Source organism: Hymenobacter perfusus, from assembly GCF_003944765.1.
Lineage (GTDB): Bacteria > Bacteroidota > Bacteroidia > Cytophagales > Hymenobacteraceae > Hymenobacter > Hymenobacter perfusus.
Genome location: NZ_RWIU01000002.1, coordinates 558,068 through 581,719, shown reverse-complemented (window position 1 = coordinate 581,719; position 23,652 = coordinate 558,068). Strand labels below are relative to the sequence as shown.

Below are 23,652 nucleotides of genomic sequence, written 5' to 3'. Positions count from 1 at the left end.
CCGGTCCGGCGGCTGAAAGCCGTCGGGCCGATTGTCGTTAGCTGACTTCCATACGATGATGTAACAACCTCAGCGTGCTTAAACCGGTCCGACGGCTTCCAGCCGCCGGACCGGGCCCGCCAAAACCCAAAACCCCCAACCAAAAACCGAACAGACTATGGACGAATTCATGCAGGCCGCCATCGACGAAGCGCGGCAAGGACGTAAAGAGGGCGGTATTCCCATCGGCTCGGTGCTGGTGCGCGACGGCAAGCTGGTGGCCCGGGGCCGCAACAAGCGCGTGCAGGAGGATAACCCCATCAAGCACGGCGAAATGGACTGCCTCTTCAACGCCGGCCGCCAGCGCAGCTACCGCGACACGGTGCTCTACACCACCCTGATGCCCTGCTACATGTGCGCCGGCACCATCGTGCAGTTCAAAATCCCAAAGGTGATGGTGGGCGAATCGCGCACGTTTGGCGAGTCTAGGGCGTTTCTGGAAAGCCACGGCGTGGAAGTAGTGGACCTGAACCTGGACGAGTGCGTGCAGATGATGCAGGACTTCATTGCCGACGAGCCCACGCTCTGGAACGAGGACATTATGGAGCTGTAATGCCTTAGGCTGTGCCTGAAAACTCCGGAACGGTCATGCTGAGATTCTCGAAGCATGGCCGTTCTGTTCACTCTTCACAACTTCACCACGTTGGAAGCCACCAAAAAATGTCCGGCCTGCGGGTACTGGAGCAACTGGCAGCAGCTGACCACCGACCAATGCGAGCGGTGCGGGCAGCTGCTGGACCCACAGCGCCTGCGCAGCGAGCAGGAGCGGGAGGCCCTGGCCCAACGGCCGGTGTCGTCCCTTATGCTCATCGAAATCAAGCCCGATGACAAGCCGCTGGTTCGGTTCTTCAAGCACCTCATCCGGGGCGGACAACTGGCGTTTGGGGCACTCATGGCGTTTGTCTTATGGTTGGTAACGATACTGGCCGGCTGAAACTGCCGGCCGAGCTGCGCCAGCCGCTGTTCTGGGCGGGCGTGGGTTTGTACCTGCTGGCTCTCACCCAGAAGCGCGGCGGCCCGCTGCTGCACCTGGCCTGGTGGCCTACCTTCCTCAACGGCCAGCTTACCGACGTGCTGACCCTGCCGCTGGAACTCACCCTGATGCTCTGGTGGATGCGCCGCTACTACTTCCGGCAGCCGCAGTTTGTGCTCCCCACGAGCTGGATTTTCAGCTGCTGGCTGTTTACTGCCATCTGGTTCGAAGGCATCTGGCCCCGGTTCAGTGCCAGCGTCACGGCCGACTGGCTGGACGTGGTGGCCTACGCCCTGGGTGGGCTGATTTTCTGGCGTTGGATGAACCGCCCGGCCCGGGTCTGAAGACAATTCAGTTAACCTGGTGGGTCTTTTTCTGCGTATAGCCTTGTATTCTGGCCCCGCTGGCGCACGCCCGTGGGGCTTTGCTTTAGCTGCTTTTTCGCTAGCGGCGGCATTTTACTCAGCTCAACCTTTCCGCTTATGATTCAGGATCTGCACCGCGTCCTTTCTACTTACTGGCAACACTTTCTGTTTGTGCTGCCCAAACTACTGGTGGCCCTGGTGTTGCTGGTGGCGGCCGTTTTCATTGCCAACCGCGTCAGCGCGCTACTGGGCGGGCGACTGCGCAGCCGCTCCGCCGACCCACTGCTGGCCGACTTTCTGGCCAATATCAGCAAGTGGATAATGGTGCTGCTCGGCCTGCTCATTGCGCTTAATATTCTGGGGTTTTCGGGCATTGTGGGAAGTCTGGTGGGTGCGGCGGGCGTGTCGGCGTTTATTGTGGGCTTCGCCTTCAAGGATATTGCCGAGAACTTCTTGGCCGGCGTAATCCTGGCCTTTAACCGTCCCTTCCACATCAACGACACGGTGGAAATCAAAGGCCTCGTGGGCCACGTAGAGGCCCTGAATCTGCGTATTACGCTTATCCGCACTTTCGACGGCAAGCACATTTTCCTGCCCAACTCGATGGTGCTCAAGGAGCCACTCATCAACTACACCCGCGACGGCAACCTGCGCCAGGAATTCCTACTCAGCGTCGACCTCGGCGCCGATACTACTCCTGACGTGGCCACCGATATTATCTTACACTACCTGCGCACCGTGCCGGAGGTGCAACAGTCGCCGCGTGCGCCTTACGTAAACCTGGAAAAAGCCGGGGCCACCACCGCCGACCTGCGCGTGTATTTCTGGGCCGACTCGGAGGATTACCGCCGGGGCGTGCTCCAACTAAAAAGCCGCCTGATGCAGCAGGTCAAGCAGGAACTCGTCGGGGCCGGCCTGGGAGTTCCTGCGCTGGCGGGATGATGATGGGGAAATAGGGAGTTCCCTTCAGAACGTCATTCCGGAGGGAACTTAATACCCATTCCGCCGAACTTTTCGTTAGGTTGCAGACCACCTCCTTCGGCTGCCGTCCACCCCCAGCGCGCCCATGCCTAAAAACACCATTCACCGGCTGCTCCGCCCGCTCCTGCTGTGGCGGGCCCGTCACCTCAGCGACCGGGTGTACCTGATTCTGGTGAGCATGCTGGTGGGGGCGTTGGCGGGCCTGGCGGCCGTCGTGCTCAAAACGCTGGTGCATGACTCGCAGCAGGGCCTCAGCAGTTGGGTACCGATGCAGTATCGGGTATTTACCAACTCGCTATACCCGATTATCGGTATTGCCCTCACGGTGCTGTTTACGCGGTATTTCCTCGGGGGTAACCTGGGCCGGGGCATCGGTCCGATCATCTACAACATTGCCCGCCAGGGCAGCATAGTGCCGCGCAGCAAGCTGTACTCGCAGCTGGTTTCGTCGTTTCTGACGGTTACGTTCGGGGGCTCGGCAGGTCTGGAAGCCCCGATTTCGGTTACGGGCTCGGCAATGGGTTCCAACGTGTCGCGCATTCTGCGCATCGGGCGGCGGGAGCGGCGGCTGCTCACGGGCTGCGGCGCGGCGGCAGGCGTGGCGGCCATCTTCAACTCCCCCATTGCGGGGGTACTGTTTGCAGTCGAAGTGATTCTCTCGGAACTGTCGGCGGCGTATTTCGTGCCGTTGCTGATTTCCTCGGCCACGGCCACGGTAGTTTCCAAGGCCCTGTATGCCGGGCAGCCGTTCGTACTCATCACCACCAGCTGGCCCGTAGATGCCGTGCCGCTGTACCTGATGCTGGCCGTGTTCACGGCGTTGCTGTCGGTATACATGATCCGGGTGTACTTCTGGGCCGATTCGTATTTTGAGCAGCTGCCGGGCACCTTCCGCAAGGTACTGCTGGGTGGCCTGGCCCTGGGCGGCTTGGTGTTTCTGTTTCCGCCGCTCTATGGCGAGGGGTACAACATTGTGCAGCTGCTGCTAGGCGGCCACGCCGGGCAGCTCGTGGACGGCTCGTTGTTCGACGTGTTTGACGACCAGAGCGCGTGGCTGGTGCTGCTGGTGGCGGCGGGTAGTATGCTGCTGAAAGTGGTGGCTACCACCATCACCATCGGCTCGGGCGGCAACGGGGGCATGTTCGGCTCGTCGTTGTTTGCGGGCGCGCTGTGCGGCTTCGTGTTTGCCCGCCTTATCAACCTGAGCGGCCTCTATCCCATTTCCGAAGTCCATTTCATTGTGCTGGGTATGGCCGGCACGCTGGCCGGCGTGGTGCACGCCCCACTTACTGGCATCTTCCTGATTGCCGAAATAACCGGCGGCTACGCGCTGTTTGTGCCTTTGATGGTAGTCACCTCGGGCTCCTACCTGATTACGCGTTACTTCGAGCCGTACTCGGTGTACACCCGCAAGCTGGTGCAGAAGGGCGTGTACGTGAACCAAGACCGGGACCGGGGCCTGCTGGCTCAGCTGGACGTGCGCAGCCTGCTCCAGACCGATTTCCTGCCCGTGCAACCTGAGGATACGCTCGGAGAGCTGGTGACCACCTTCCGGCACGCCTCCCGCAACCTGTTTCCGGTGGTAGATGCCGAAGGCCACCTGCACGGCATTATCAGCCTCGATACCGTGCGCGACGCCTTGTTCGACGACGAGCACTACAACACCACCCGCGTGCGGGACCTGATGCACGAACCGCCCGCCATCGTGCGCCCCGACGATACGCTGCTGGACACGCTGCGCTGCATGGAACAGCTCGGCGCGTGGGCCCTGCCCGTCCTCGACCTCAATGACCGGTATCTGGGCTTCCTGCTCAAATCCACCATCCTGGCCAACTACCGCCGCCAGCTGATCAAGGAGAGTGAGTGAGGTGGATGGGTAGGTGGACTGTTGAACTGATAAATGGTTGAATTGTCGGATCAGGCCAAATAAGTACCATCCGACAATCCAGCCATTCACCCATTCGACACTCCCCCCTTCGTACCTTGCGGGGATTTTCCGGCTTTTACCGCTTTCCGCTTGATTTACTTATTCACCGATGGCTCCTCGCGGGGCAACCCAGGGCCGGGCGGCTACGGGGCCATTCTGCGCTTCGGCCAGCACGAAAAGGAGCTGACCCAGGGTTTCCGCCTCACCACCAACAACCGTATGGAGTTGCTGGCCGTGATTGTGGGCCTTGAGGCCATCAACCGTCCCGAGCTGCCCATTACCGTCGTTACCGACTCAAAGTACGTGGTGGATTCGGTGGAGAAGAAGTGGGTATTCAACTGGCTCACCAAGCCTGATTTCGGCAAGAAAGCCAATGAAGACCTGTGGCGGCGCTTCGTGAAGGTGTACAAACAGCGCACGGTGCAGTTCCGCTGGGTGCGCGGCCACAACGGACACCCTGAAAACGAACGGTGCGACCAGCTGGCCGTGCATAGCGCCACCCGCGGCCCCTTGCTGACGGATGAGGGCTACGAGCTGATTGAGCGGCAGCGCGCGTAGCCTTCGGTTTCGATGCCCAACGACTATTTCCGGTTCAAGCAGTTCCGCGTGGAGCAGGGTGCCTGCGCCATGAAGGTGAGCACCGATGCCTGCGTGCTTGGGGCCGCCGCCGCTGTGGCCGGGGCTACCCGCCTGCTGGACATCGGTACCGGCACCGGCCTGCTGGCCCTGATGGCCGCCCAGCGCAACCCCGAAGCCCGGATTGAAGCCGTAGAGCTGGACGAGGCCGCCGCCGCGCAGGCCCGGGCCAACTTTGCGGCCAGTCCCTGGGCCGACCGGCTGACGCTGCACGCCATGCCGCTGGCGCAGCTGGCCGCCACCCACCCGGCGGCCTTCGACGGCATCCTGTGTAATCCGCCCTTCTTCCGCAACTCCCTCCGCTCCCCCGACGCCCGGCGCACCACCGCCCGCCACACCGCCGCCGACTCTCTGACCTTCGCGGAGCTGGCCGAATTTGCGGCGGCGTTTCTCACCCCCGCCGGCCAGCTCACGGTACTGCTGCCACCCCCGGAAATGCAGCAGTTCGAGCGGGAAGCGGCTCGGGCCGGTCTGTTCCCCACGGCCCGACTGGTACTGCACCACCGCCCGGGCAGCAAGCCCCTGCGCCACATTACCACTTTCGGCCACCAGCCGGACACCGTCGTGGACACCCGGACGCTCTGGCTACATGAAGCCGGCTCCGAAGACTATTCGGTGGAGTTTCGGGAGCTGCTGGGGCCGTTTTATCTGGCGTTGTAGCCGGGGGCGTTTGGTCAGGGCAGCAGCTCGGCCAGCGTGCTGAGTTTCTGTTGGTGCAGCGCGTCGAGCAGGTTGCCGGCCAGCTGGTTGAACTCGGAGGCGGCGTACCGGCGCAGCACCCGGCCGTCGGCCAGCACCGTTGTTTTGTCGCACAGATCCGTGAGGGAGCCCAGTGTGAGCAACCGCAGATAGTAGCTCATGGGACCTTCAACGCTCGACGGGCCGGGTTATTTCCTGATAGCCGCAGCCTCTGCCATCGGCAGCACATGCTCTTCCTCCACGAACCGGATGCCGTAGTCCAGCTCCAGCTCAGTCAGAATGGGCTCGTACACCTCCGGCAGCGTGGGAATGACGACGCCGCGCCGGGTCAGTCGGCCCTGGGCCAGCCGGCGTACGGCCATGCCCACGGGCAGCCCGACGGTTTTAGCCATGGCAGTATGCACTGCGTCGTCGCCCAGCACCACCAACGAGGAGGTTTGCGCGTACTGCCGGCCGTTCAGCTCGTATTCGAACTGGTGCTGCATCACAATCATATCCTTGTCGTGGGGTTGCAGCGCCCATTTTTCGGTGAGCAGCTTTTCCAGGAGCTGGGCCGGCGTGGCATCGGGCAGACCCACGAGCCGGTCGGAAAACAGCTCCAGCCAGGCCAGACGCTGCATTTCCGGACCTTGCGGGTCGAGCTGGAGGTAGGCGGCCACGCGGCTGGCCACGTCGGCAGCGGTAGTGGTGGCAGGCAGGTAGGCTTCCAGCAGTTCCCGCCACGTCAGGGTGGCGGGGTTGGCCAGATGTACGGTGTCATCGGTGAGGCCCAGGCGTACCAGCGCGTGCCAGGCGGCGCAGTAGCCGGGACGGCGCAGAGTGCCGCGCAGCATCGTGGGAATGGCCTCCAGACCGTAGGGCGCGCGGTAGCTCAATGAGTCGCGGTTGGCGTAGCCTTCAAACTCGCCAAACCCGGGCACCGTGAGCAGTTCCGTGCGGGCGAATAGCTGCTGATACGGAATGAAGCGCAGACGGCCGGCTTCCAGAAACTTCGCCGTGCTCTGGCCGGCCAGCACCACGTTGCGCGGGTTCCAGGTAAATTTATACTGCCACGGATTTTCCCCTTCCGATTCCGGGGCCAGCAGTCCGCCGCAATAGGATTTAAACGACGTCAGCCGGCCCCCGCGCCGCCGAATATCGGCCAGTATGCGCATGGCCGACATATGGTCGAGGCCGGGGTCGAGGCCGCATTCCATCAGCACCGTGACGCCGGCCGCTTCCGCCTCGGCGTGCAGCGCCCGGATTTCCTCGCTCACGTAGCTGGCCGTGACCAGGTGCCGCCGGTGCCGCACGCAGGCCCGCGCCACGGGCGCATGAAACAGCGCCGGCAGCATGGAAACCACGATATCAGCCTGTGGCACCAGTTCCTCCAGCTGCGCTTCATCGTGCACATCGAAGGGTATGGCGCGGGCATATTCGGTGTGCGCGGCCAGTACGGGTACCAGGTGAGCGGGCTGCACATCGGCCACGGTCAAGTGCCAGCTTTCGGCGGCGGCATGGCGCAACAGGTACTGAATAAGCGAGGAGGCCGAGCGGCCGGCACCGAGGAGCAGAATACGAGTCATGGGTGGGAAGGAAGGTGGGAGAACTGAACCGCCAATATCGGGGAGATTCCGGGAACGACGGCCGGAACGCAGCCAATGCGGCCGGCAACACATGGCTATCAGATGCCAGCCAGATGGAGCGGCTGCCGTTTCGTGCAGGCTATACCGGCCTGGCAGCAGTCAGGCATCAAGCCGTATCTGCCGCCCCCGTCCTCCTGCTTCACTGTCTTTCCACATCATCCACATTTGTCTCATTCCGCACATTCTATCATATTTCCCATTGCGTTCGGCAAAAAGTTGTACATTCGCCGCCCCTTTTCACTCCCCGGGGCCGCGTGCCGGTGCCGGGCCGTTCTTTGTCTCCCCCGATGGCTCATCCCCTTCACCTGACCATTACCGTAGAGGTGGTGGCTTCCGAAGCCGAACTTACTCCCGCCGAAGCTACCACCTGGCAAGCGGCCCGCGCGGCCACCGACCAAGCCTACGCGCCCTACTCCCACTTCCACGTAGGCACTGCCCTGCTGCTCGACGATGGTTCGGTTTTCCGGGGTACCAATCAGGAAAATGCCGCCTATCCTTCGGGCCTGTGCGCCGAGCGGACGGCCTTATTCGGACTGGCTGCCACGCAGCCGGAGCGCCGCATTGTGGGCATGGCCGTGGCCGCCCGCCCCGCCAACGGCGACTTTGTACCGGTGACTTCCTGCGGGGCCTGCCGCCAAGTGATGGTGGAGTACGAGCACCGCCAGCAGCAGGCTATTCCGCTGCTCCTGCCCGGCCCCGATGGCAGCATTTACCGCTTCCGCTCCCTCTCCGACCTGCTCCCCTTCGGCTTCACCGCCGATGATTTGCCAGCGACGAAATAGAAACCGGGGAACTGGTGGGTTTTTCTTGCTGATTACTTCGACCGGAGCCGCCAACGCGTCAAACTCACTGCTTCACTACTGCATCTGATTTCCTATATGCTCGCGCAGGAACAGCATTTTCCGGTCACCCGCACGGCGCGCTACTACCAGTTGGGCGAGTTAGCCGTGACAACGCGGCGGGTATGGTTTGTGGCCCATGGCTACGGCCAGTTGGCGGCGTATTTCATCCGGCACTTTGCCCACCTCACGGCCGCCGATCCGCACTTGGTCATTATTGCGCCGGAAGGCCTGTCGAGGTTCTATTTGCAGGGAACCGGCGGGCGGATAGGTGCTACCTGGATGACGCGGGAAGACCGACTGACGGAAATCGACGACTACGTGGCCTACCTCAACCAGTTGGCCGAGCGGCTGCTGGCCCAGGCTGCCCCCGATGCTGCCGTGGCGGTCCTGGGGTTTTCGCAGGGCGCTGCCACCGTCAGCCGCTGGCTGGCCCAGGCGGCTTTCCGGCCGGCTCATCTTATCCTATGGGCCGGTGCCTTTCCACCCGATATGGCGTTGCCCGCTGCCACCAACTTGCTGCATAAGCTGCCCGTCACGCTGGTGTGCGGCACCGAGGACGAGTTTATTACCGCTGAGGCTCTCCGCCAGCAACGGGGGTTTCTGCAGCGGATAGGCGTGGAAGCCACAGTAGTGCAGTTCACTGGCAAACACACACTGCATGGCCCTACGCTTACCCAGCTGGCGGAGCAGGCGCATCAATAAATACAGTACGCGAGAAAGCCCGCGGGCCGGCTCAAAAGAGCTGACCCGCGGGCTTTCTCGCTGTCGACTTTTGAAACTTTACTCCCGTCGAATAGTGGTAGCGGCTCCCTGGGCGGCGGGCAGAATCAGTACCTCGGCAATATTGACGTGGGCCGGCCGCGTGACCATGAACTGGATGACATCGGCAATGTCCTCGGCCCGCAGCGGCTCAAACCCGTCGTACACCTTGGCCGCCCGCTCCGTGTCGCCTTTGAAGCGAACTGCCGAAAACTCCGTTTCCACGGCTCCGGGGTTTACCTCGGCCACCCGAATGTGGTGGGGCAGCAGATCCAGCCGCATGCACTTGGTCAGGGAAGCTACGGCGGCTTTGGAGGCGCAGTATACGTTGCCGTTGGCATACGCCTCGTACCCGGCAATAGAGCCGATGTTGATGATGTGGCCGGTGTTGCGGCTTGTCATGGCGGGCAGCACGGCCCGGCTCACGTACAGCAGACCCTTCACGTTGCCATCCAGCATATCGTCCCAGTCGGCAGGGTTGCCGCTCTGGATAGGGGCCAGTCCGTGCGCGTTGCCGGCGTTGTTGATGAGCACATCCACCTCCTGAAATTCAGCAGGCAGACTCTGTACCGCCGTTTCCACGGCAGCCCGGTCGCGCACGTCGAAGGTGAGCAGATGTGTGGGCACCTCGCTCAGCTCCCGGGCCAGTTCCTCCAGCCGTTCCCGGCGGCGGCCCGCCAATACCAGCTGAAAGCCGGTTTTGCCCAGCGCCACGGCCGTAGCCCGGCCAATTCCCGAGGAGGCCCCGGTGATAAACGCAGTTTTGGTCATGTGAGAAAACAGGGTTAGCGGCCCGACCAGATATTGAGGTACAGGGTGACGGTGTTGCTTTTCATACCCTGCAGGCTGCGGCTATACACATCGGTGTTGCCGGGCACGTACAAGTTGGTCAGGCCGTGGGAGAAGCGCAACTCGGGCGAGAATTTGAAGAATGGATAAAACAGGTCCATGCCCACGCCATATTCAATGGCAAAATCCGAGCGGCCGGCTTCCAGCAGCGTAATCTCCCCGTCCTTCTTGCGGCCACCAATCGTGAAGCTCGGCTTTACTCCCCCAATGATGTACACCCGGGAGTTGCGCCGCCGTTCCGATTTCAGCTTGAACAGCAACGGAAAATCTACCTGAGTCGTCCCTATTTCCTGGTCCGCAATTTCTTCCGGGTCGTTGGGGTACTGCTGCAGGTTCTGGGAGTAGCCGTAAGGCTTGAACTCAATGCGCCGCGTGAGGAAGCTTACGCCGGGCGCAAAATTGAGCGCGCCGTAATTCCCAATCCGCAGGTCGGCAAGAAAGCCTACCGAGCCGCCGGGGCTTACCACCGAGTTGGCCGATACGCCAGTACCAGGTACATTCTGGCCGTTCACAACGCGGGGGTAAGCTTCCGCTGACTGCTCAATCTTATAGCGCGAGAAGTTGGGGGCCACGTACATGCCTAGGTGTAGCCACCGGTCATCGTAACCCGGCAGGTTGTTCACCGTCACCGACTTCACCCGGCCATTTTTGCCTTTACTCGCGCCACTCAGGCTTTTTTTCTGGGCCTGCGCCCCCAGCGGCAGTATCACCAGAGCTGCTGCCGCCAAGGCCAGCCGCATTATTTTTGAGCGGTGTAAATGGAGCTGATGCCGAACGTGAGGGGTTGCCATGCGGGAGAGGTAAAGCCAACTTTACGCAGAATCGCCAGAAACTCCTGGCCATCCGGGAAAGCCTGCACCGATTCGGGCAGGTACGTATAAGCGGCGCGGTCTTTAGAAATCAGCTTGCCGAATACCGGCAAGATGTTTTTGAAGTAGAAGTTATAGGCCTGCTTCATGGGGAAGGCCGTGGGCTTGCTGAACTCCAGCACCACCATCTTCCCGCCCGGCCGTAATACCCGATGCATTTCCGAAAGGCCCTTTTCCAGGTTCTCGAAATTGCGCACCCCAAACGAGGCCGTCACGGCATCAAAGTGGTTATCCGGAAACGGCAGGGCTTCCGAGTCGCCCAGTTCCAGCCGGATGCGGTGACCAAGGCCCTTCTGCTCCAGCTTGCGTCGGCCCACCTCCAGCATGCCTTCCGAAATATCCACGCCCGTAATCTGGGCGTCGGGCGTGGCGGCCCGCAGGGTTTCGATGGCAAAGTCGGCGGTGCCGGTAGCAATGTCCAGCACCCGGGCCGGGCGCAGCTGCTTCAGCTCGTCCACAGCCTTGCGGCGCCAGTAGATGTCCGTGCCCACGCTCAGAAAGTGGTTCAGGAAGTCATACTTGCCGGCAATGCTGTTGAACATGTGGGCCACCTGGGACTTTTTGTCGGCGGCGTCGTCTTTGTAGGGTACTACGGACATACTTCTCAGGGCGAAGAACGGGGGAACTCGGGCAAAATTGCCCAAATACAACGGTCCACCCCGCATTATGTTAAAAAAAAACGGGTCGGGCTACTGGCCCGACCCGTTTTAAACGCTGAAGACGGCAGCTTAGTCGTTGTCAGTCTTCACTTTGGTTTTGCTACCGTCGGCATCCTTCGCCTTCGAGTCGATAGTCCCGTCCTTGGTTACGGTCTTGCTCTTCTCGTCGTTCGGGCCTTTGGTTTTCACTTTCACTTTGTCGCTGTCCTCGTCCACTTTGGTTTTCACCTTCGTGCCGTCGGGCAGTTTAGCTTTGCTCTTGCCGGGCTGCAGCGGCACCGTGGTGCGCGTGCCGGTGGTGGAAGAGTTCGTAGAGTTGGTCGAGTTAGCACCCGAGGTAGGCGCGGGAGCCGTCATGTTCGGCATCGTTTCGCCTTCCTTCAGAATCACGCGGAAATCGGTGCGACGGTTGAGCTGCATGTTCTCCGGCGAGTCGTTGGCGGCTACCGGACGACGCTCACCGTAGCTTACCGTCACCATGCGGGTTTCCGCAATACCCGACTTCTTCAGGTAGTTATAGGCCACGTCGGCGCGGTTCTGGCCGAGTACGATGTTGTACTCATCCGTGTTCCGCGAGTCACAGTTACCCTCGATGGAAATGTTGATGCCGGGGTTGGCCTTCAGCACTTCGCTGATGCGGTTCAACTCCGTAATCGACTCCGGCCGCAGCTTGTACTTGTCGGTGTCGAAGTAAATCGGCTTCAGCTGAGCGAAGTTGGTTCCCGAAGTATCCACGTACGGTACGTAGAAGTCCTTGGTAATCGTGGTCGAGTCGTTGGTCGAAATCGGAACGGGGAACTCTTGAGTTTCGATGTTCTTACCATCTTTCGACACGGCTACCTGGTAGGTCCGGCCCGAAAGCACGCTTACCTGATAGTCGCCGGTTACCGGTTTGGTTACGTCGTTGTAGCTCAGGGCCGTTTTATCGGCCTGGGTACCACTGAATACCAGCTGTACGCCCGGAATGACGGTGCTGTCCTTCATGCTCAGCACGCGGCCCCGGATGATGGCATTCTTGATGTAGTTGATGGTGTAGATGTCCTTCTCACCGTAGCCCCCAATGCGGTACGACGACAGGTAGGCGTACGAACCATCCGGTGACAGACGGTAATACGTGTCGTCATCGGGCGTGTTGATGGGGTAGCCCATGTTCTCGGGACGGCCCCACTTGCGGCCCACCGAATCCCAGTCCGACTTGAAAATGTCGTAACCGCCCATCGTGTTGTGGCCACGCGACGAGAAGTACAGCGTTTTGCCGTCTTTGCTCAGGTACGGGCTGTCATCATCGTACACCGTATTCACGGCGTTACCGAGCGTTTTGGCTGGGCCCCAGTCGCCGCCGGGCTGGCGGGTTGAGGTATAAATGTCCAGCGTATTGTCTTCCGAGTACTTGCTGGTCGAGAAGTAAATCGTTAGGCCATCGGGCGTGATGTAAGCGTCCGACTCGAAGCCCGACGTGTTGATGTTCTTGTTGAGCTTCTTGGGCTCCGTCCAATCCGTACCCGACTTCTCCGAGTACAGGATGTCCCCGTTCTCATCGTTGCGGTACATGAGCAGCTTGGTGTCGTTGTCAAACACCTGGATGGAGGCGTCGTGGCCTTTGCCGTTGAGCACACCGCTCAACGAGCGGGGCTTCTCCCAGTTCTCGTCGTCGATGCGCTTGGCTTCGTAGATGTTCTCGTAGTACTGACCGTCGGCGGCAATCTTGTTTTTGTCGTTCACCTTGCCGTCGGGGTTTACCGCCGGGGCATTGCTCATGTTATCAGAGCGGGAAGTGAACAACAGCACCTTGTCGTCGTTGGAAATTACCGGGCTGTGCTCCGACCACTGGGTGTTGATGGTAGGACCCAGGTTTTTCACGAAGATATCCTTGGGGCTGTTGAACTGCACTTTGGCGTTCTTGCTGTGCTGAATCAGCTGAGCAAGCTCCTTTTTGCGCGTATCCTTGCTTTTCAGCGTGGCGTTATAGGCCTGGAAGTGCGAAATGGCTTCGTCAAAGTTATAGTTCAGGTGGTCTACCCGGCCCAGCCAGTACTCCACATCCTTCGATACATTCTTTTTCAGGCGCTGGGCCTTGTAGATGTAGTCGCTGGCCTTTTCCTTATCGAACGACATGTACGCAATGCCCGCCCGGAACAGCGCCTGGGCGTTGTTCGGCTCCTTGGCCAGCACTTGCTCGTAGAGAGGCAGCGAAGCCCGGTAGTTCTCTTGCGAAAAATACTTATTGGCAGCCTTGAGTTGCTTTCGTGTGCTCTGAGCCAGGGCAGGCTGGGCCATAGCAGCCGTAAGCGCGAAGGCGCACGAGGCTTTCAATAACCTTCTGACTAAGTTGTCCATTGTTGGAGGGGTTAGGGAAATAAGGAGTTGCAAAGGGGGAGTGAACACCCAAAACGCCGATTGCGCGAGTGGGTTTTCAAGAGTTGCCTCTTATACTGAAAACCCGCCTCAGGGTTGAGGCGGGATAGACAAAAAGGGGAAGCTGGGCGCAAAAAAAGGCGATTAGCTTCGTATTTTGACTACAAAAAGCATTCCCCAAACCGGGGAATAAGCGGGCAAAGATAGAAATTTTATAATACGGACTTGGTCGCATCCAATTCAGTAGAATAATTGGCTCCGCAGACGAAAAGAAGTAAAGTATTCGCATCCAAAACCTTTCCTGCAGTCATTGCCGGACGCACAAATATAGTTCGACTACTTAAATTACAAGGTTTTTCTCCAAAAAATCATGAATCTCCGGAGCTGCGGCCGAATATCTACCTTTGCCCCTCAGCTTACGCTTACCACATGAATATCCAGGACGCCAAATTTCTGATGAGCAACTCCCGCGTGGAGGAATGCCCCGCCCCCACACTACCCGAGTACGCCTTCATCGGGCGCTCCAACGTGGGAAAGTCGTCGCTCATCAACATGCTCACCAACCACAAGGGACTGGCCAAGACCTCTTCGCAGCCGGGTAAAACCCAGCTAATCAATCATTTTATTATTAATAACACTTGGTATCTGGTTGATTTACCGGGCTATGGTTACGCCAAAGTCAGTAAAGATTCGCGCGTGAAATGGCAGCGCATGATTAATTTCTATTTACGCAAGCGGGAAAATCTGGCGTGCGTTTTTGTACTGGTCGATTCGCGCCATTCGCCACAGGCGGTGGACCTCGAATTTATGGAGCAGTTGGGTAGCGAGGGAATTCCGTTTGTAATGATATTTACTAAAGCCGACAAACAATCGGGTACCCGCACGCAGCAGAATGTGGTGGACTACATTCAGAAAATGGAAGAAACCTGGGATGAGGTGCCCCGGCATTTCGTGACGTCGGCGGAGGAAAAAACCGGCCGCGACGAGGTACTGGATTTCATTCAGGAGATAAACCGGCAGCTCGCCGAAACGCCCGATAATGCGTAGATTGGCCCTGTAATTGCCATGCCCGGCCGGGCCTCTGTGCCCCGTAATTCCTCGTCCTTTCTCTGCTTACCTCTCATGAAAAAAACCGCTCTTCTACTGGGCATCGGGTTGCTGGCCTGCACGGCTCCGGCTCTGGCCCAGAAAACCAAAGTCAAGGTGAAAACCGACGGCCCGACTCCTGAAATCACGGAAGCTCCCGCTGAGGCGGCGCCAGCCGCGCCGGTCCGCCCCAAGGCCATTCCGGTGGCTGAGTACTATGAGGGTGGCCAGGATGCTTTGATGGCTTTCATCGCCCAGGAGTTGAAATACCCCATTATGGCGCGGCGCAACCGCATTCAGGGTCAGTGCATTGTGAGCTTCACCCTGAACACCGACGGCACGATGTCGGGCATTAAGCTGGTAAAAAACATTGGTGGCGGCTGCGGTGAGGAAGCTCTGCGCGTAGTACGGCTGCTCAAGTTCAATAAGCCCGATTATGCCATCCTGACCAGCTTGCCCATAACCTTCAAGCTGCCATCTCCCGGCCAAGCCGCCGCAACTGAGTAACTTTGCCCTTTCAAACAACTGCTTTCTTCTTATGCCCTACGACCTGAAGGAAATTGCCGCTATCAGCGGAATGCCCGGTCTGTACCGCCTCGTGAAACCTACCCGCGCCGGCGTTATCATTGAAGCCCTCGACGAGAAGGGCACCCGTTCCGTGGCCTCGGCCCGCAATAAGGTGTCCCTGCTCCACGAAATTTCCATCTACACCCAGGATTACGATCAGACGGTGCCCCTGACGGAAGTATTCGACCGTATCTATCAGCAGCACGGCAAAGAGCTGGCGGTGACCAACAAATCGGACGACCGGGACCTGTCGGCGTTTATGGCCGGCATCATGCCCGACTATGATCGGGAGCGGGTGTACATGTCCGACATCAAAAAACTGGTGCAGTGGTACCGCGTGGTGAGCCAGAAACTGGACTACCAGGCACCTGCTGCCGAAGAAGCGCCTGAGGAGGTGACGGAAGAAGCTCCGAAAGCCAAGAAGAAGGCTGCTAAAAAGGACGAGCCCACCGCAGATGAAGCCCTCAGCACCGCTGGTATCATTCCGGCCGCTGAAGAAACCAATGCCGCCGGCAACCCCGAGGCAGGCGAAGACAAACCAGCCAAGAAATCGACTAAGAAAAAAGCCGAATAGCTTTTCGTCTTGTCGCCTAAACCAGAAGCGGGCCACTCCAATTGGAGTGGCCCGCTTCTGGTTTAGGCGACAAGCAGTCAGATAGAATTTTTGCCCTGACAGCTGCTTACCCTTTCAGCACGGCATCATGGGCAAATTCGGAAGCGAGGAATTCCTCTACTTTTTCCACTAGCTCGGGCGAGCCGATGAACAGCGGGCACCGCTCGTGCAGGTCGCGAGGCTCAAGTTCGAGCGTACGCCGACGGCCGTTGCTGGATTTGCCACCGGCCTGCTCTACAATGAATGCCAGCGGGTTGCATTCGTACATGAGGCGCAGCTTGCCGTTCGGGGCCTTTTGGGAGGTAGGATACATATAGATGCCCCCCTTGAGCAGGTTGCGGTGAAAATCGGCCACCAACGAGCCAATGTAGCGGGCCGAGTAGTGCTGCTCCTTGCAATACGCCACAAAGCCCTTCATCCCTTCCGTGAAGGATTCCGAAACGCCCTCATTAATAGAGTACACGGCCCCGGTTTTGGGCGTCTGGATGTTGGGGTGCGAGAGGAAGAACTCGCCTAGGCTGGGCTCGTAGGTGAAGCCGTTTACGCCGTTGCCGGTAGTGTACACCATCATGGTGCTGGAACCGTAAATCACGTAGCCGGCGGCCACCTGATGCGTACCGGTTTGCAGGCAGTCCTGCGTGGTACCCTCGTTGCCGGTGGGCGATACGCGGCGGTAGATACTGAAAATGGTACCGATGCTGACGTTTACATCAATGTTTGAGGAGCCATCGAGCGGGTCGATGGCCACCACGTATTTACCCTGCGTGTTACCGGTCTGAATCATCTCATCGTCTTCCTCCGAAATGATAGTACACACCTCCCCCCCGTTACGCAGCGCCCGGATAAAGCGGATGTTGGCAATGACGTCGAGCTTCTGCTGGTCCTCGCCCTGCACGTTGCGGTTGCCGTACGCTCCGGCAATATCAATGAGGCCGGAGCGGTTGATTTCGCGGTTCACGATTTTGGCCGCCAGCGCAATGTCGCGCAGCAGCTGCGACAGTTCGCCGGTGGCGTACGGAAAGTCTTCCTGCTTGCGCATGATGAAGCGGTCCAGGGTGGTGCCAACGGGCAAAGCCAGCTTGTCGTGGTTAGTCATAAAGTGAGTGAGGTAGAAGGATGCGGGTGGGAAAGGCCAAAATTAACCAATTTGCCGAAGTCGCCCGAGCGAAATTTCGCTCATTGTTCCTTATCAGTCAATTTCCCGGCATTTATGGCCGATAGAAGGCATGGCCCTACATTTGGGCCATGCAGGAACCGCAGCAGCTTCAGATTTTCAAGTTCGGCGGCGCGTCGGTGAAGGACGCGGCCGCCATCCGCAACCTCAGTGGCATTGTACGGGCGCACGGCCAGCCGGGTCCGTTGCTGGTCGTGGTGTCGGCCATGGGCAAAACCACCAATGCGCTGGAAGCCCTCTACCAGCTGGCGCACACAGGGCAGGAATATACTTCGCAGCTTGCCCTCCTACGGGATTTTCATTTGGGCGTAGCGGCCGAGCTGGGCGTGAGCGACGAAGCGGCCGGTACGCCGGCGTTGGCCGAGCTACTGGAGCAATTGCAGGACCGGTTGGCCACCCTGCTCCCCGGCGACTTCGACAAGCAGTATGACCAGGTGGTGAGCTTCGGCGAGTTGCTGGCCACGCGCATCGTGGCCCGGGCGCTCCAAGCCCAGTGGCTCGACTGCCGGCCGCTCATCCGGACTGACCATACCTGGCGGGAGGGCCGCGTGGACTGGGCCACCACCGAACGAAACCTGCGGGCGACGCTGCCCGGGCAGTTGCTGCACGGCCCCATCGTGATGCAGGGGTTTCTGGGCGGCACCGCCGGCGGGCACACCACCACGCTGGGCCGGGAAGGCTCCGATTACACGGCTGCTATCCTGGCCTACTGTCTAGGCGCAGAGTCGGTAACCATCTGGAAGGACGTGGCGGGGCTGCTGAACGCGGACCCCAAGTTTTTCGCCGATACGGTGCGCTACCCCGAAATCAGCTACCAGGAAACCATTGAAATGGCCTACTACGGCGCCTCGGTCATTCATCCCAAAACCATTAAGCCGCTGGCCGTGCGGGGTATTCCGCTGCTGGTGAAGTCGTTTGTGGACCCCACGGCGGAAGGCACGCGCATTCATGACTGCCGCCACAGCCTGCTGGTGCCCGCCTTTATCCGCAAGACGGGGCAGTGCCTGATTTCCTTTGAATCCAAGGATCTGACGTTTATTTCGGAGGAAAATCTGGAGGTAATTTTCGGGGCTTTGGCGCAGGTGCGCCTCAAGATTCACCTGATGCAGAACTCGGCCATCAGCTTCTCGGTGTGTACCGATTTCTCCGCCTACCGCCTGGAAAAGCTGCTGAGCGTACTGCGGGAGCAGTTTACCATCCACTACAATACGGGCCTGGAGCTGTACACCATCAAGAACTACGACGCCGCCAGCATTCAGCGGCTGACCGAGGGCCGGGAGCTGCTACTGGAACAGCGCAGCCGCCAGACGTTTCAGTTTGTGTGCCGGGGCGGGGCGAATGAGTTTGTAAAGTAATGTTCCGGGTAGGCAGCCAGGAAAACGGTCCGATAAAACGGCTGACTCTTTGTACCTGTCATTACCCTTGCCTGGGCCCGAAATGAAACAATTTTGTCCGGCCGGGCCTTATAGCCCTATCTTTGCGGAGAATTATTCTCATCTGGTGAACCACACGTCCGACCATTCGCACTCTACTCCCGCTGCCGGCCACCTGCGTGACCGGCTAACGGCAGCTGGTTTGCGGGCCACCCAACAGCGCCTGCTGATTCTGGAAAGCCTGCTGCTGCTGCCGGGCCATCCCACGGCCGAGCAGGTACACCGCCGCGTGACGGAGCAAACACCTTCCCTCTCGCTGGGTACGGTGTACAAAACCCTGGACGCATTTGTGGCCGCTGGCCTTACCAAACGCGTGGCCTCGGCCGAAGGCAGCTCCCGCCGCTACGATGCCGACTGCACCGAGCATCACCACTTGTTCTGCACCGATACGCAGGAAATCATTGACTACTGCGACCCGCAGCTGGACGAGCTGATCCGGGAATTCTTTGCGACCAAAGGCCTGGGCAATTTTCAGCCGAGTTCCTTTTCGCTGCACGTCACCGGTAGCAAAACTGCCCCGATGAGCCCGGCCAGCAAATCCGGCAAATAGTGCTTCGCGTTGCCGCAGGGCCGCTTCTCCCCTTACTATTTCAGTTCCTTTTCACCATTTTTCAGTACTCATGGCAGTTCTCGTAGGTAAACGTGCTCCTTCTTTTAAAGCTACCGCCGTTATTGACGGCGAATTCGAGGAGGATTTCTCCCTCGACCGGTACCTGGGCAAGAAGCACGTTATTTTCTACTTCTACCCGGCCGACTTCACGTTCGTGTGCCCCACCGAAATCATTGCCTTCCAGGATCGTCTGGCCGATTTCGAGGCTAAAGGGGTAGCCATTGTCGGCTGCTCGACCGACACTCATTTCTCACACTTTGCCTGGTTGCAGACGCCGCGCGACAACGGCGGCATCGAGGGCGTAAAATACCCGCTGGTAGCTGATGCTACCAAAACCATTGCCTCGAACTACGACGTACTGGGCGGCCACTACGACTACAATGAAGCCGGTGAAATGACCTTCGTTGGCTCGCCTTTGGCTTATCGGGGTCTGTTCCTGATTGACAAGGACGGCATCGTGCGCCACCAGGTGGTAAACGACGGTCCGCTGGGCCGCAGCATCGACGAAGCCATGCGCATGGTAGACGCGCTGCAGTACTTCGAAGTAAAAGGCGAAGTATGCCCCGCCAACTGGGAAGAAGGCAAAGAAGCCATGACAGCCACCCGCGAGGGCGTAGCCAACTACCTCGGCAAACAGGCCGCTCACTAGTAGCTTAGAGTGCATGGAAAAGGCTCCGCTGGGTTACAGCGGAGCCTTTTTCTGTAATAGTGGGCGGAAGGCTGTACTTTTGCCGCATGCTACTCCGCCGGGCCACGGCTGCCGATGCTCCGCGCATCGGGCAGCTGTTCTACGATACTATCACGCAGGTAAATTGCGCCGACTACACTCCGGTGCAGCTAGAGGCCTGGCGGGGCGGCTGGCAGAATCTGGCGGGTTGGGAAACCAAAATTGAGGTGCAGTACTTCCTGGTGGCTGAAGATAAGGCTACCGCAACGTTGGGTGGTTTTGCCTCCCTGGCACCCGATGGATATCTGGATTTTCTGTTCGTGAGTGCCGCCTACCAGCGTCAGGGCATTGCCCGGCAGTTGCTGACCGCGCTGCTGGACCAGGCTGCCTGCCTGAAGCTGCCAGACATCTACACCGACGCCAGCGTGACGGCCCAGCCCTTTTTCTTCCGGCATGGCTTTGCGGTGGCACAGGAGCAGCAATTGCTTGTACGCGGAGTGGAGCTACTCAATTACCGCATGGTACGGCCCCTTTCCTTTTCCTCAAGCCCCACGTCCTAAGTACCACCTCTTGCGCTTTCTCTATACCATTGGCCTGCATCTGTATGCGCTGCTGCTGCGGCTGGTAGCGCCGTTTGTGCCCAAAGCGGCACAGTGGACGGCCGGCCGGCGCGGACTACTACCGCACATTCAGGCGACCCTGGCGGCCGAAACCGCGCCGCTGGTGTGGTTCCACTGCGCTTCGCTGGGCGAGTTCGAGCAGGGCCGCCCGCTGATGGAAGCCTACGCGGCCGAGTATCCGGCGCATAAAATCGTGCTGACATTCTTTTCGCCTTCGGGCTATGAAATCCGTAAAAACTGGCCGGGTGCCGACTACGTTTTTTACCTGCCTCTCGATACGGCAGCCAACGCGCGGGCCTTCCTGACGGCGGTGCAGCCCCGGCTCGCCGTATTCGTGAAATATGAGTTCTGGTACTACTTTCTCACCGAGTTGCAGCGGCGGCAGGTACCCACGGTATGCGTGTCGGCTATTTTCCGGGCCGAGCAGGTATTTTTTAAGCCCTGGGGCGGTTTCTTCCGCCGGATTCTGAGTCGGTTCACGCACATTTTTACGCAGAACCAGGCCAGCCGGGAGTTGCTGCAACAAGCCGGTATTGCCCAGGCCAGCGTGGCCGGCGACACGCGCTTTGACACGGTGGTGCGCACGGCGGAGGCCTCGGCCCGGGTGCTGCCGCTGGTGGAAGCCTTCACCGACGACTGGGCTCCGGTACTCATTGTGGGTAGCAACTGGCCCGAAGATATGCCCGTGCTGACGCCGCTGCTGCAGCAATACCAGAACGAGTTGCGCTTCATTGTGGCGCCGCATGAAATCAGCGAGACGAACCTGCGCCTCGTGGAGGCAGCCCTGCCCGGCCAGGTAGTGCGCTACTCCCAAGCCAGTCCGGCCACGGTAGCGCAGGCCCGGGTGCTGCTTATGGACAACGTGGGCCTGCTTAGCCAGCTTTACCGCTTCGGGCACTTTGCCTACATCGGCGGGGCGTTTGGCAAGGGCTTGCACAACACGCTGGAGGCCGCTGCCTTTGGGTTGCCGCTGTTTTTTGGCCCGACCTATCACAAGTTTCAGGAGGCCCAGGATCTGGTAGCTATGGGCTGTGCCTTCCCGGTTTCCTCACCGGAAGAGCTGCTGAAAGTTTTCGGCTCGCTCTTTCACCGCGAGGAAGCCCGCCTGCAAGTCCAAGACCTCAGCCTCGACTACGTTCACGACCATAGCGGGGCCACCCGCAAGATTATGCGCTGGATTGGTGAAATGGTGAAATAGTGAAATGGTGAGTGTGATGTTCTGTCGGCGCTACTTGCGCACGCCGAACGTCAAACTCACCATTTTCCACTTCACCATTTCACAACTTCACCACTTCACCATTTCACCTCCATGACCGGAATCATCGTTAAATCTACGGGCTCGTGGTATGTGGTGCGCGAGGCCTCCGGGCAGCTGCACCGCTGCCGCCTGCGGGGTAAGTTCAAGCACAAGGGCCTCAAAGTCAGCAACCCGCTGGCCGTGGGCGACCAGGTGGATTTCACGGTGGAGGAGCAGACCGAAGGCGCGGGCGTGATTCACCACATCGAGCCCCGGCGCAACTATATTATCCGCCGCTCGGTGCATAAGACTGAGCACGCCCACATCGTGGCTGCCAACCTCGACCAAGGGCTACTGGTGGTCACGCTGGCCTCACCGGCTACCTCGTTCGGGTTTATTGACCGGTTTCTGGTGACGGCCGAGGCCTACCGGATTCCCGTCACGCTGCTCTTCAACAAAACTGACCTCTACGACGAGGACCTGGCCGATTATCAGGATCAGATTCTGAAAATGTACGCCCGCGTGGGCTACCCGGGCCTGCGCTGCTCGGCCCACACCGGCGAAGGCGTGGCCGACATCGATGCGCTGCTGGATGGTAAGGTGTCGTTGCTGTCGGGCCATTCGGGCGTGGGCAAGAGCACGCTCATCAACGCTCTGGTGCCCGACCTCGACCTGAAAACGGCCGAAATCAGTGAGTATTCCGATAAGGGTGTGCACACCACCACATTCGCCGAAATGCTGGAAGTACGTCCCGGCACCTACTTAATTGACACGCCCGGCATCAAGGAGCTGGGCCTGGTGGATATGAAGCCCGGCGAGCTGGCCCACTACTTTCCCGAGATGCGCGCCTTGCTCAACCAGTGCCGCTATCACAACTGCCAGCACCTGCACGAGCCCGGCTGCGCCGTACGCGAAGCCGTGGACAAGGGCCGCATTGCCCTCCCCCGCTACGACAGCTACGTGAGCATGCAGCAAGCCGAGGACAACCGGAAGTAGGTGAAGTTGTGAAAGGTGAAAGGTGAAATTGTGAAGTGGTAACGGGCAAAGTTGTGAACACGCTGGCCATAGCTGAGTTGGTTTGCGTAGAATCCGAATCCAAGAACGTTCACAACCTCACCCTTCACAACTTCCCCTTTGACACAGCATAACGTAGCCTTCCTCGGCCTGGGAAATATGGGCGAGGCCATGGCCGAAAACCTGCTAAAAGCCGGCCACCGCCTCACCGTATACAACCGCACCGCCAGCAAAGCCGCCGGCCTCAAAAAGCTGGGCGCTACCGTAGCCGCCACACCAGCCGAGGCCGTAGCCGGCGCGGCTTTCGTCTTTACCATGGTCACCGATGATGCGGCCCTGGAGGAACTGTGCCTCGGCCCTGATGGCCTGCTACCAGCTTTGCCCGCCGGGGCCGTGCACGCCTCCTGCAGCACCGTGGCTCCCGATACCAACCGCCGCCTCGCCGAAGCCCACACCCGACACGGTAGCACCCTGATAGCCACTCCCGTGTTTGGGAAGCCCGATGTGGCCGCTGCCGCCAAACTCTGGCTAGCGGCTTCCGGAGAAGACAGTGCCCGCCGTAAGCTTAGGCCGTTGCTCAACGCGCTGGGCCAGGGCGTGTATGATTTCGGCGACGACCCGGGTGCCGCCAGCACGGTCAAGCTCTGCGGCAATTTTATGCTGGGAGCCGCCATTGAGGCCATGGCCGAGGCCTTTACCCTGGCCCAGAAAAGTGGCCTCGACCGGCAGCAGGTGTACGAGTTCTTCACCTCCACCCTCTTCAATACGCCCATTTATAAAGGCTACGGCAAGCTGGTGGCCGAGCGCCACTACCAGCCCGTGGGCGCAGCTCCGGCCATCATTCGCAAGGATATGCGTCTGGTACTGGATGAGTCCCGCACCCATTTGGTGCCCATGCCCTTTGCCAACATCCTCCACGACCACCTCTCAACCACCGTAGCCAAAGGCGAAAAGGGCGACTGGGCCGGCTTTGCCGAGCGCATCACCGACGGCGCCGGGCTGTAAACCGCCCCGGTCCGGCAGGCACAAAAAAGGACCCGACCGAAACGGCCG

The 23,652-nt window shown here is 59.7% G+C and carries 26 protein-coding genes; 19 read left to right on the top strand and 7 right to left on the bottom strand.

Annotated elements, in window-relative coordinates; all coding sequences use genetic code 11:
- Positions 1–157 precede the first annotated feature (157 nt).
- From EI293_RS08620 to EI293_RS08590, 7 genes are all read left to right on the top strand, one after another.
- On the top strand, positions 158–592 hold the full coding sequence (locus EI293_RS08620; RefSeq protein ID WP_125436723.1) for a nucleoside deaminase: 435 nt from the start codon (positions 158–160) through the stop codon (positions 590–592).
- Positions 593–646: 54 nt separating this feature from the next.
- Positions 647–973, top strand: coding sequence for a hypothetical protein (locus EI293_RS08615; RefSeq protein WP_125436722.1), 327 nt, complete (start codon positions 647–649; stop codon positions 971–973).
- Positions 946–1,356, top strand: a complete 411-nt coding sequence (locus EI293_RS08610; protein WP_125436721.1) for a hypothetical protein — start codon at positions 946–948, stop codon at positions 1,354–1,356. Before EI293_RS08615 ends, EI293_RS08610 begins: the two co-directional genes overlap by 28 nt.
- 138 nt (positions 1,357–1,494) lie before the next feature.
- On the top strand, positions 1,495–2,319 hold the full coding sequence (locus EI293_RS08605) for a mechanosensitive ion channel family protein (protein WP_125436720.1): 825 nt from the start codon (positions 1,495–1,497) through the stop codon (positions 2,317–2,319).
- A gap of 124 nt (positions 2,320–2,443) precedes the next feature.
- Positions 2,444–4,225 (top strand): chloride channel protein, encoded by a 1,782-nt coding sequence (locus EI293_RS08600; RefSeq protein ID WP_125436719.1) that lies wholly within the window; start codon positions 2,444–2,446, stop codon positions 4,223–4,225.
- Positions 4,226–4,375: 150 nt separating this feature from the next.
- Positions 4,376–4,843: a ribonuclease HI gene (gene rnhA / locus EI293_RS08595; protein ID WP_125436718.1), complete on the top strand. Its 468-nt coding sequence runs from the start codon at positions 4,376–4,378 to the stop codon at positions 4,841–4,843.
- Between the two features lie 12 nt (positions 4,844–4,855).
- The gene (locus tag EI293_RS08590) at positions 4,856–5,581 is read left to right on the top strand and encodes a tRNA1(Val) (adenine(37)-N6)-methyltransferase (RefSeq protein WP_246010583.1); all 726 of its coding nucleotides are present in this window, start codon (positions 4,856–4,858) and stop codon (positions 5,579–5,581) included.
- Positions 5,582–5,595: 14 nt separating this feature from the next.
- Here EI293_RS08590 and EI293_RS08585 read toward each other — a convergent pair whose 3' ends face one another.
- Entirely contained in the window at positions 5,596–5,781 is a 186-nt protein-coding gene (locus EI293_RS08585; RefSeq protein WP_125436717.1) for a hypothetical protein, read from the bottom strand.
- 27 nt (positions 5,782–5,808) lie between these two features.
- Positions 5,809–7,185, bottom strand: a complete 1,377-nt coding sequence (locus EI293_RS08580) for a saccharopine dehydrogenase C-terminal domain-containing protein (RefSeq protein WP_125436716.1) — start codon at positions 7,183–7,185, stop codon at positions 5,809–5,811.
- Positions 7,186–7,532: 347 nt separating this feature from the next.
- Here EI293_RS08580 and cdd point away from each other — a divergent pair, with 347 nt between their 5' ends.
- Together cdd and EI293_RS08570 are read left to right on the top strand one after the other, a co-directional pair.
- Complete coding sequence (gene cdd / locus EI293_RS08575; RefSeq protein ID WP_125436715.1) at positions 7,533–8,027, top strand: cytidine deaminase; 495 nt, start codon at positions 7,533–7,535, stop codon at positions 8,025–8,027.
- 96 nt (positions 8,028–8,123) lie between these two features.
- Positions 8,124–8,789 (top strand): alpha/beta hydrolase, encoded by a 666-nt coding sequence (locus EI293_RS08570; protein WP_125436714.1) that lies wholly within the window; start codon positions 8,124–8,126, stop codon positions 8,787–8,789.
- Between the two features lie 78 nt (positions 8,790–8,867).
- On the opposite strand, the gene EI293_RS08565 is transcribed toward EI293_RS08570, so the two are convergent.
- The 4 genes from EI293_RS08565 to EI293_RS08550 all read right to left on the bottom strand — a co-directional run bounded on the left by EI293_RS08565 (position 8,868) and on the right by EI293_RS08550 (position 13,560).
- Complete coding sequence (locus EI293_RS08565) at positions 8,868–9,617, bottom strand: SDR family NAD(P)-dependent oxidoreductase (RefSeq protein ID WP_125436713.1); 750 nt, start codon at positions 9,615–9,617, stop codon at positions 8,868–8,870.
- A 14-nt stretch (positions 9,618–9,631) separates the two neighbouring features.
- Positions 9,632–10,486 carry a type IX secretion/gliding motility protein PorT/SprT gene (porT, locus tag EI293_RS08560; RefSeq protein WP_125436712.1) on the bottom strand — a complete coding sequence of 285 codons (855 nt, stop codon included), beginning with the start codon at positions 10,484–10,486 and terminating at the stop codon, positions 9,632–9,634.
- A complete protein-coding gene (ubiE, locus tag EI293_RS08555) occupies positions 10,435–11,163 on the bottom strand; it encodes a bifunctional demethylmenaquinone methyltransferase/2-methoxy-6-polyprenyl-1,4-benzoquinol methylase UbiE (RefSeq protein ID WP_125436711.1) in 729 nt (242 codons plus the stop codon). The genes porT and ubiE overlap by 52 nt, the downstream gene beginning before the upstream one ends.
- A gap of 129 nt (positions 11,164–11,292) precedes the next feature.
- Entirely contained in the window at positions 11,293–13,560 is a 2,268-nt protein-coding gene (locus EI293_RS08550; protein WP_246010582.1) for an OmpA family protein, read from the bottom strand.
- A 447-nt stretch (positions 13,561–14,007) separates the two neighbouring features.
- On the opposite strand from EI293_RS08550, the gene yihA reads away from it, so the two are divergent.
- The 3 genes from yihA to EI293_RS08535 all read left to right on the top strand — a co-directional run bounded on the left by yihA (position 14,008) and on the right by EI293_RS08535 (position 15,805).
- On the top strand, positions 14,008–14,625 hold the full coding sequence (gene yihA / locus EI293_RS08545; protein WP_125436710.1) for a ribosome biogenesis GTP-binding protein YihA/YsxC: 618 nt from the start codon (positions 14,008–14,010) through the stop codon (positions 14,623–14,625).
- Between the two features lie 75 nt (positions 14,626–14,700).
- Positions 14,701–15,171 (top strand): energy transducer TonB, encoded by a 471-nt coding sequence (locus tag EI293_RS08540; RefSeq protein ID WP_125436709.1) that lies wholly within the window; start codon positions 14,701–14,703, stop codon positions 15,169–15,171.
- A gap of 31 nt (positions 15,172–15,202) precedes the next feature.
- Positions 15,203–15,805, top strand: a complete 603-nt coding sequence (locus EI293_RS08535) for a DUF5606 family protein (RefSeq protein WP_125436708.1) — start codon at positions 15,203–15,205, stop codon at positions 15,803–15,805.
- Positions 15,806–15,911: 106 nt separating this feature from the next.
- Here EI293_RS08535 and fbp read toward each other — a convergent pair whose 3' ends face one another.
- Complete coding sequence (gene fbp / locus EI293_RS08530) at positions 15,912–16,940, bottom strand: class 1 fructose-bisphosphatase (RefSeq protein ID WP_125436707.1); 1,029 nt, start codon at positions 16,938–16,940, stop codon at positions 15,912–15,914.
- A gap of 149 nt (positions 16,941–17,089) precedes the next feature.
- Here fbp and EI293_RS08525 point away from each other — a divergent pair, with 149 nt between their 5' ends.
- From EI293_RS08525 to EI293_RS08495, 7 genes are all read left to right on the top strand, one after another.
- Positions 17,090–18,373, top strand: a complete 1,284-nt coding sequence (locus tag EI293_RS08525; RefSeq protein WP_125436706.1) for an aspartate kinase — start codon at positions 17,090–17,092, stop codon at positions 18,371–18,373.
- An 82-nt stretch (positions 18,374–18,455) separates the two neighbouring features.
- A complete protein-coding gene (locus EI293_RS08520; RefSeq protein ID WP_125436705.1) occupies positions 18,456–19,001 on the top strand; it encodes a Fur family transcriptional regulator in 546 nt (181 codons plus the stop codon).
- A 70-nt stretch (positions 19,002–19,071) separates the two neighbouring features.
- Positions 19,072–19,710 carry a peroxiredoxin gene (locus EI293_RS08515; RefSeq protein ID WP_125436704.1) on the top strand — a complete coding sequence of 213 codons (639 nt, stop codon included), beginning with the start codon at positions 19,072–19,074 and terminating at the stop codon, positions 19,708–19,710.
- An 86-nt stretch (positions 19,711–19,796) separates the two neighbouring features.
- The gene (locus EI293_RS08510; protein WP_125436703.1) at positions 19,797–20,288 is read left to right on the top strand and encodes a GNAT family N-acetyltransferase; all 492 of its coding nucleotides are present in this window, start codon (positions 19,797–19,799) and stop codon (positions 20,286–20,288) included.
- Positions 20,289–20,298: 10 nt separating this feature from the next.
- On the top strand, positions 20,299–21,546 hold the full coding sequence (locus EI293_RS08505; protein ID WP_125436702.1) for a 3-deoxy-D-manno-octulosonic acid transferase: 1,248 nt from the start codon (positions 20,299–20,301) through the stop codon (positions 21,544–21,546).
- A 111-nt stretch (positions 21,547–21,657) separates the two neighbouring features.
- Positions 21,658–22,581, top strand: coding sequence for a ribosome small subunit-dependent GTPase A (gene rsgA / locus EI293_RS08500; protein WP_044002374.1), 924 nt, complete (start codon positions 21,658–21,660; stop codon positions 22,579–22,581).
- 138 nt (positions 22,582–22,719) lie between these two features.
- Positions 22,720–23,604, top strand: a complete 885-nt coding sequence (locus EI293_RS08495) for an NAD(P)-dependent oxidoreductase (RefSeq protein ID WP_125436701.1) — start codon at positions 22,720–22,722, stop codon at positions 23,602–23,604.
- Positions 23,605–23,652: the final 48 nt, after the last annotated feature.

Excerpts from the sequence above, each read along its gene's own strand:
- fbp (WP_125436707.1), bottom strand. The coding sequence starts at position 16,940 with ATGACTAACCACGACAAGCTGGCTTTGCCCGTTGGCACCACCCTGGAC.
- EI293_RS08585 (WP_125436717.1), bottom strand. The coding sequence starts at position 5,781 with ATGAGCTACTATCTGCGGTTGCTCACACTGGGCTCCCTCACGGATCTG.
- EI293_RS08565 (WP_125436713.1), bottom strand. The coding sequence starts at position 9,617 with ATGACCAAAACTGCGTTTATCACCGGGGCCTCCTCGGGAATTGGCCGG.
- EI293_RS08510 (WP_125436703.1), top strand. The coding sequence starts at position 19,797 with ATGCTACTCCGCCGGGCCACGGCTGCCGATGCTCCGCGCATCGGGCAG.
- EI293_RS08615 (WP_125436722.1), top strand. The coding sequence starts at position 647 with ATGGCCGTTCTGTTCACTCTTCACAACTTCACCACGTTGGAAGCCACC.
- EI293_RS08520 (WP_125436705.1), top strand. The coding sequence starts at position 18,456 with ATGAAACAATTTTGTCCGGCCGGGCCTTATAGCCCTATCTTTGCGGAG.
- EI293_RS08590 (WP_246010583.1), top strand. The coding sequence starts at position 4,856 with ATGCCCAACGACTATTTCCGGTTCAAGCAGTTCCGCGTGGAGCAGGGT.
- EI293_RS08610 (WP_125436721.1), top strand. The coding sequence starts at position 946 with ATGGTTGGTAACGATACTGGCCGGCTGAAACTGCCGGCCGAGCTGCGC.
- cdd (WP_125436715.1), top strand. The coding sequence starts at position 7,533 with ATGGCTCATCCCCTTCACCTGACCATTACCGTAGAGGTGGTGGCTTCC.
- yihA (WP_125436710.1), top strand. The coding sequence starts at position 14,008 with ATGAATATCCAGGACGCCAAATTTCTGATGAGCAACTCCCGCGTGGAG.
- rsgA (WP_044002374.1), top strand. The coding sequence starts at position 21,658 with ATGACCGGAATCATCGTTAAATCTACGGGCTCGTGGTATGTGGTGCGC.
- EI293_RS08540 (WP_125436709.1), top strand. The coding sequence starts at position 14,701 with ATGAAAAAAACCGCTCTTCTACTGGGCATCGGGTTGCTGGCCTGCACG.
- EI293_RS08515 (WP_125436704.1), top strand. The coding sequence starts at position 19,072 with ATGGCAGTTCTCGTAGGTAAACGTGCTCCTTCTTTTAAAGCTACCGCC.
- EI293_RS08570 (WP_125436714.1), top strand. The coding sequence starts at position 8,124 with ATGCTCGCGCAGGAACAGCATTTTCCGGTCACCCGCACGGCGCGCTAC.
- EI293_RS08605 (WP_125436720.1), top strand. The coding sequence starts at position 1,495 with ATGATTCAGGATCTGCACCGCGTCCTTTCTACTTACTGGCAACACTTT.
- EI293_RS08600 (WP_125436719.1), top strand. The coding sequence starts at position 2,444 with ATGCCTAAAAACACCATTCACCGGCTGCTCCGCCCGCTCCTGCTGTGG.
- EI293_RS08620 (WP_125436723.1), top strand. The coding sequence starts at position 158 with ATGGACGAATTCATGCAGGCCGCCATCGACGAAGCGCGGCAAGGACGT.
- EI293_RS08525 (WP_125436706.1), top strand. The coding sequence starts at position 17,090 with ATGCAGGAACCGCAGCAGCTTCAGATTTTCAAGTTCGGCGGCGCGTCG.
- porT (WP_125436712.1), bottom strand. The coding sequence starts at position 10,486 with ATGGCAACCCCTCACGTTCGGCATCAGCTCCATTTACACCGCTCAAAA.
- ubiE (WP_125436711.1), bottom strand. The coding sequence starts at position 11,163 with ATGTCCGTAGTACCCTACAAAGACGACGCCGCCGACAAAAAGTCCCAG.
- EI293_RS08535 (WP_125436708.1), top strand. The coding sequence starts at position 15,203 with ATGCCCTACGACCTGAAGGAAATTGCCGCTATCAGCGGAATGCCCGGT.
- EI293_RS08580 (WP_125436716.1), bottom strand. The coding sequence starts at position 7,185 with ATGACTCGTATTCTGCTCCTCGGTGCCGGCCGCTCGGCCTCCTCGCTT.
- EI293_RS08550 (WP_246010582.1), bottom strand. The coding sequence starts at position 13,560 with ATGGACAACTTAGTCAGAAGGTTATTGAAAGCCTCGTGCGCCTTCGCG.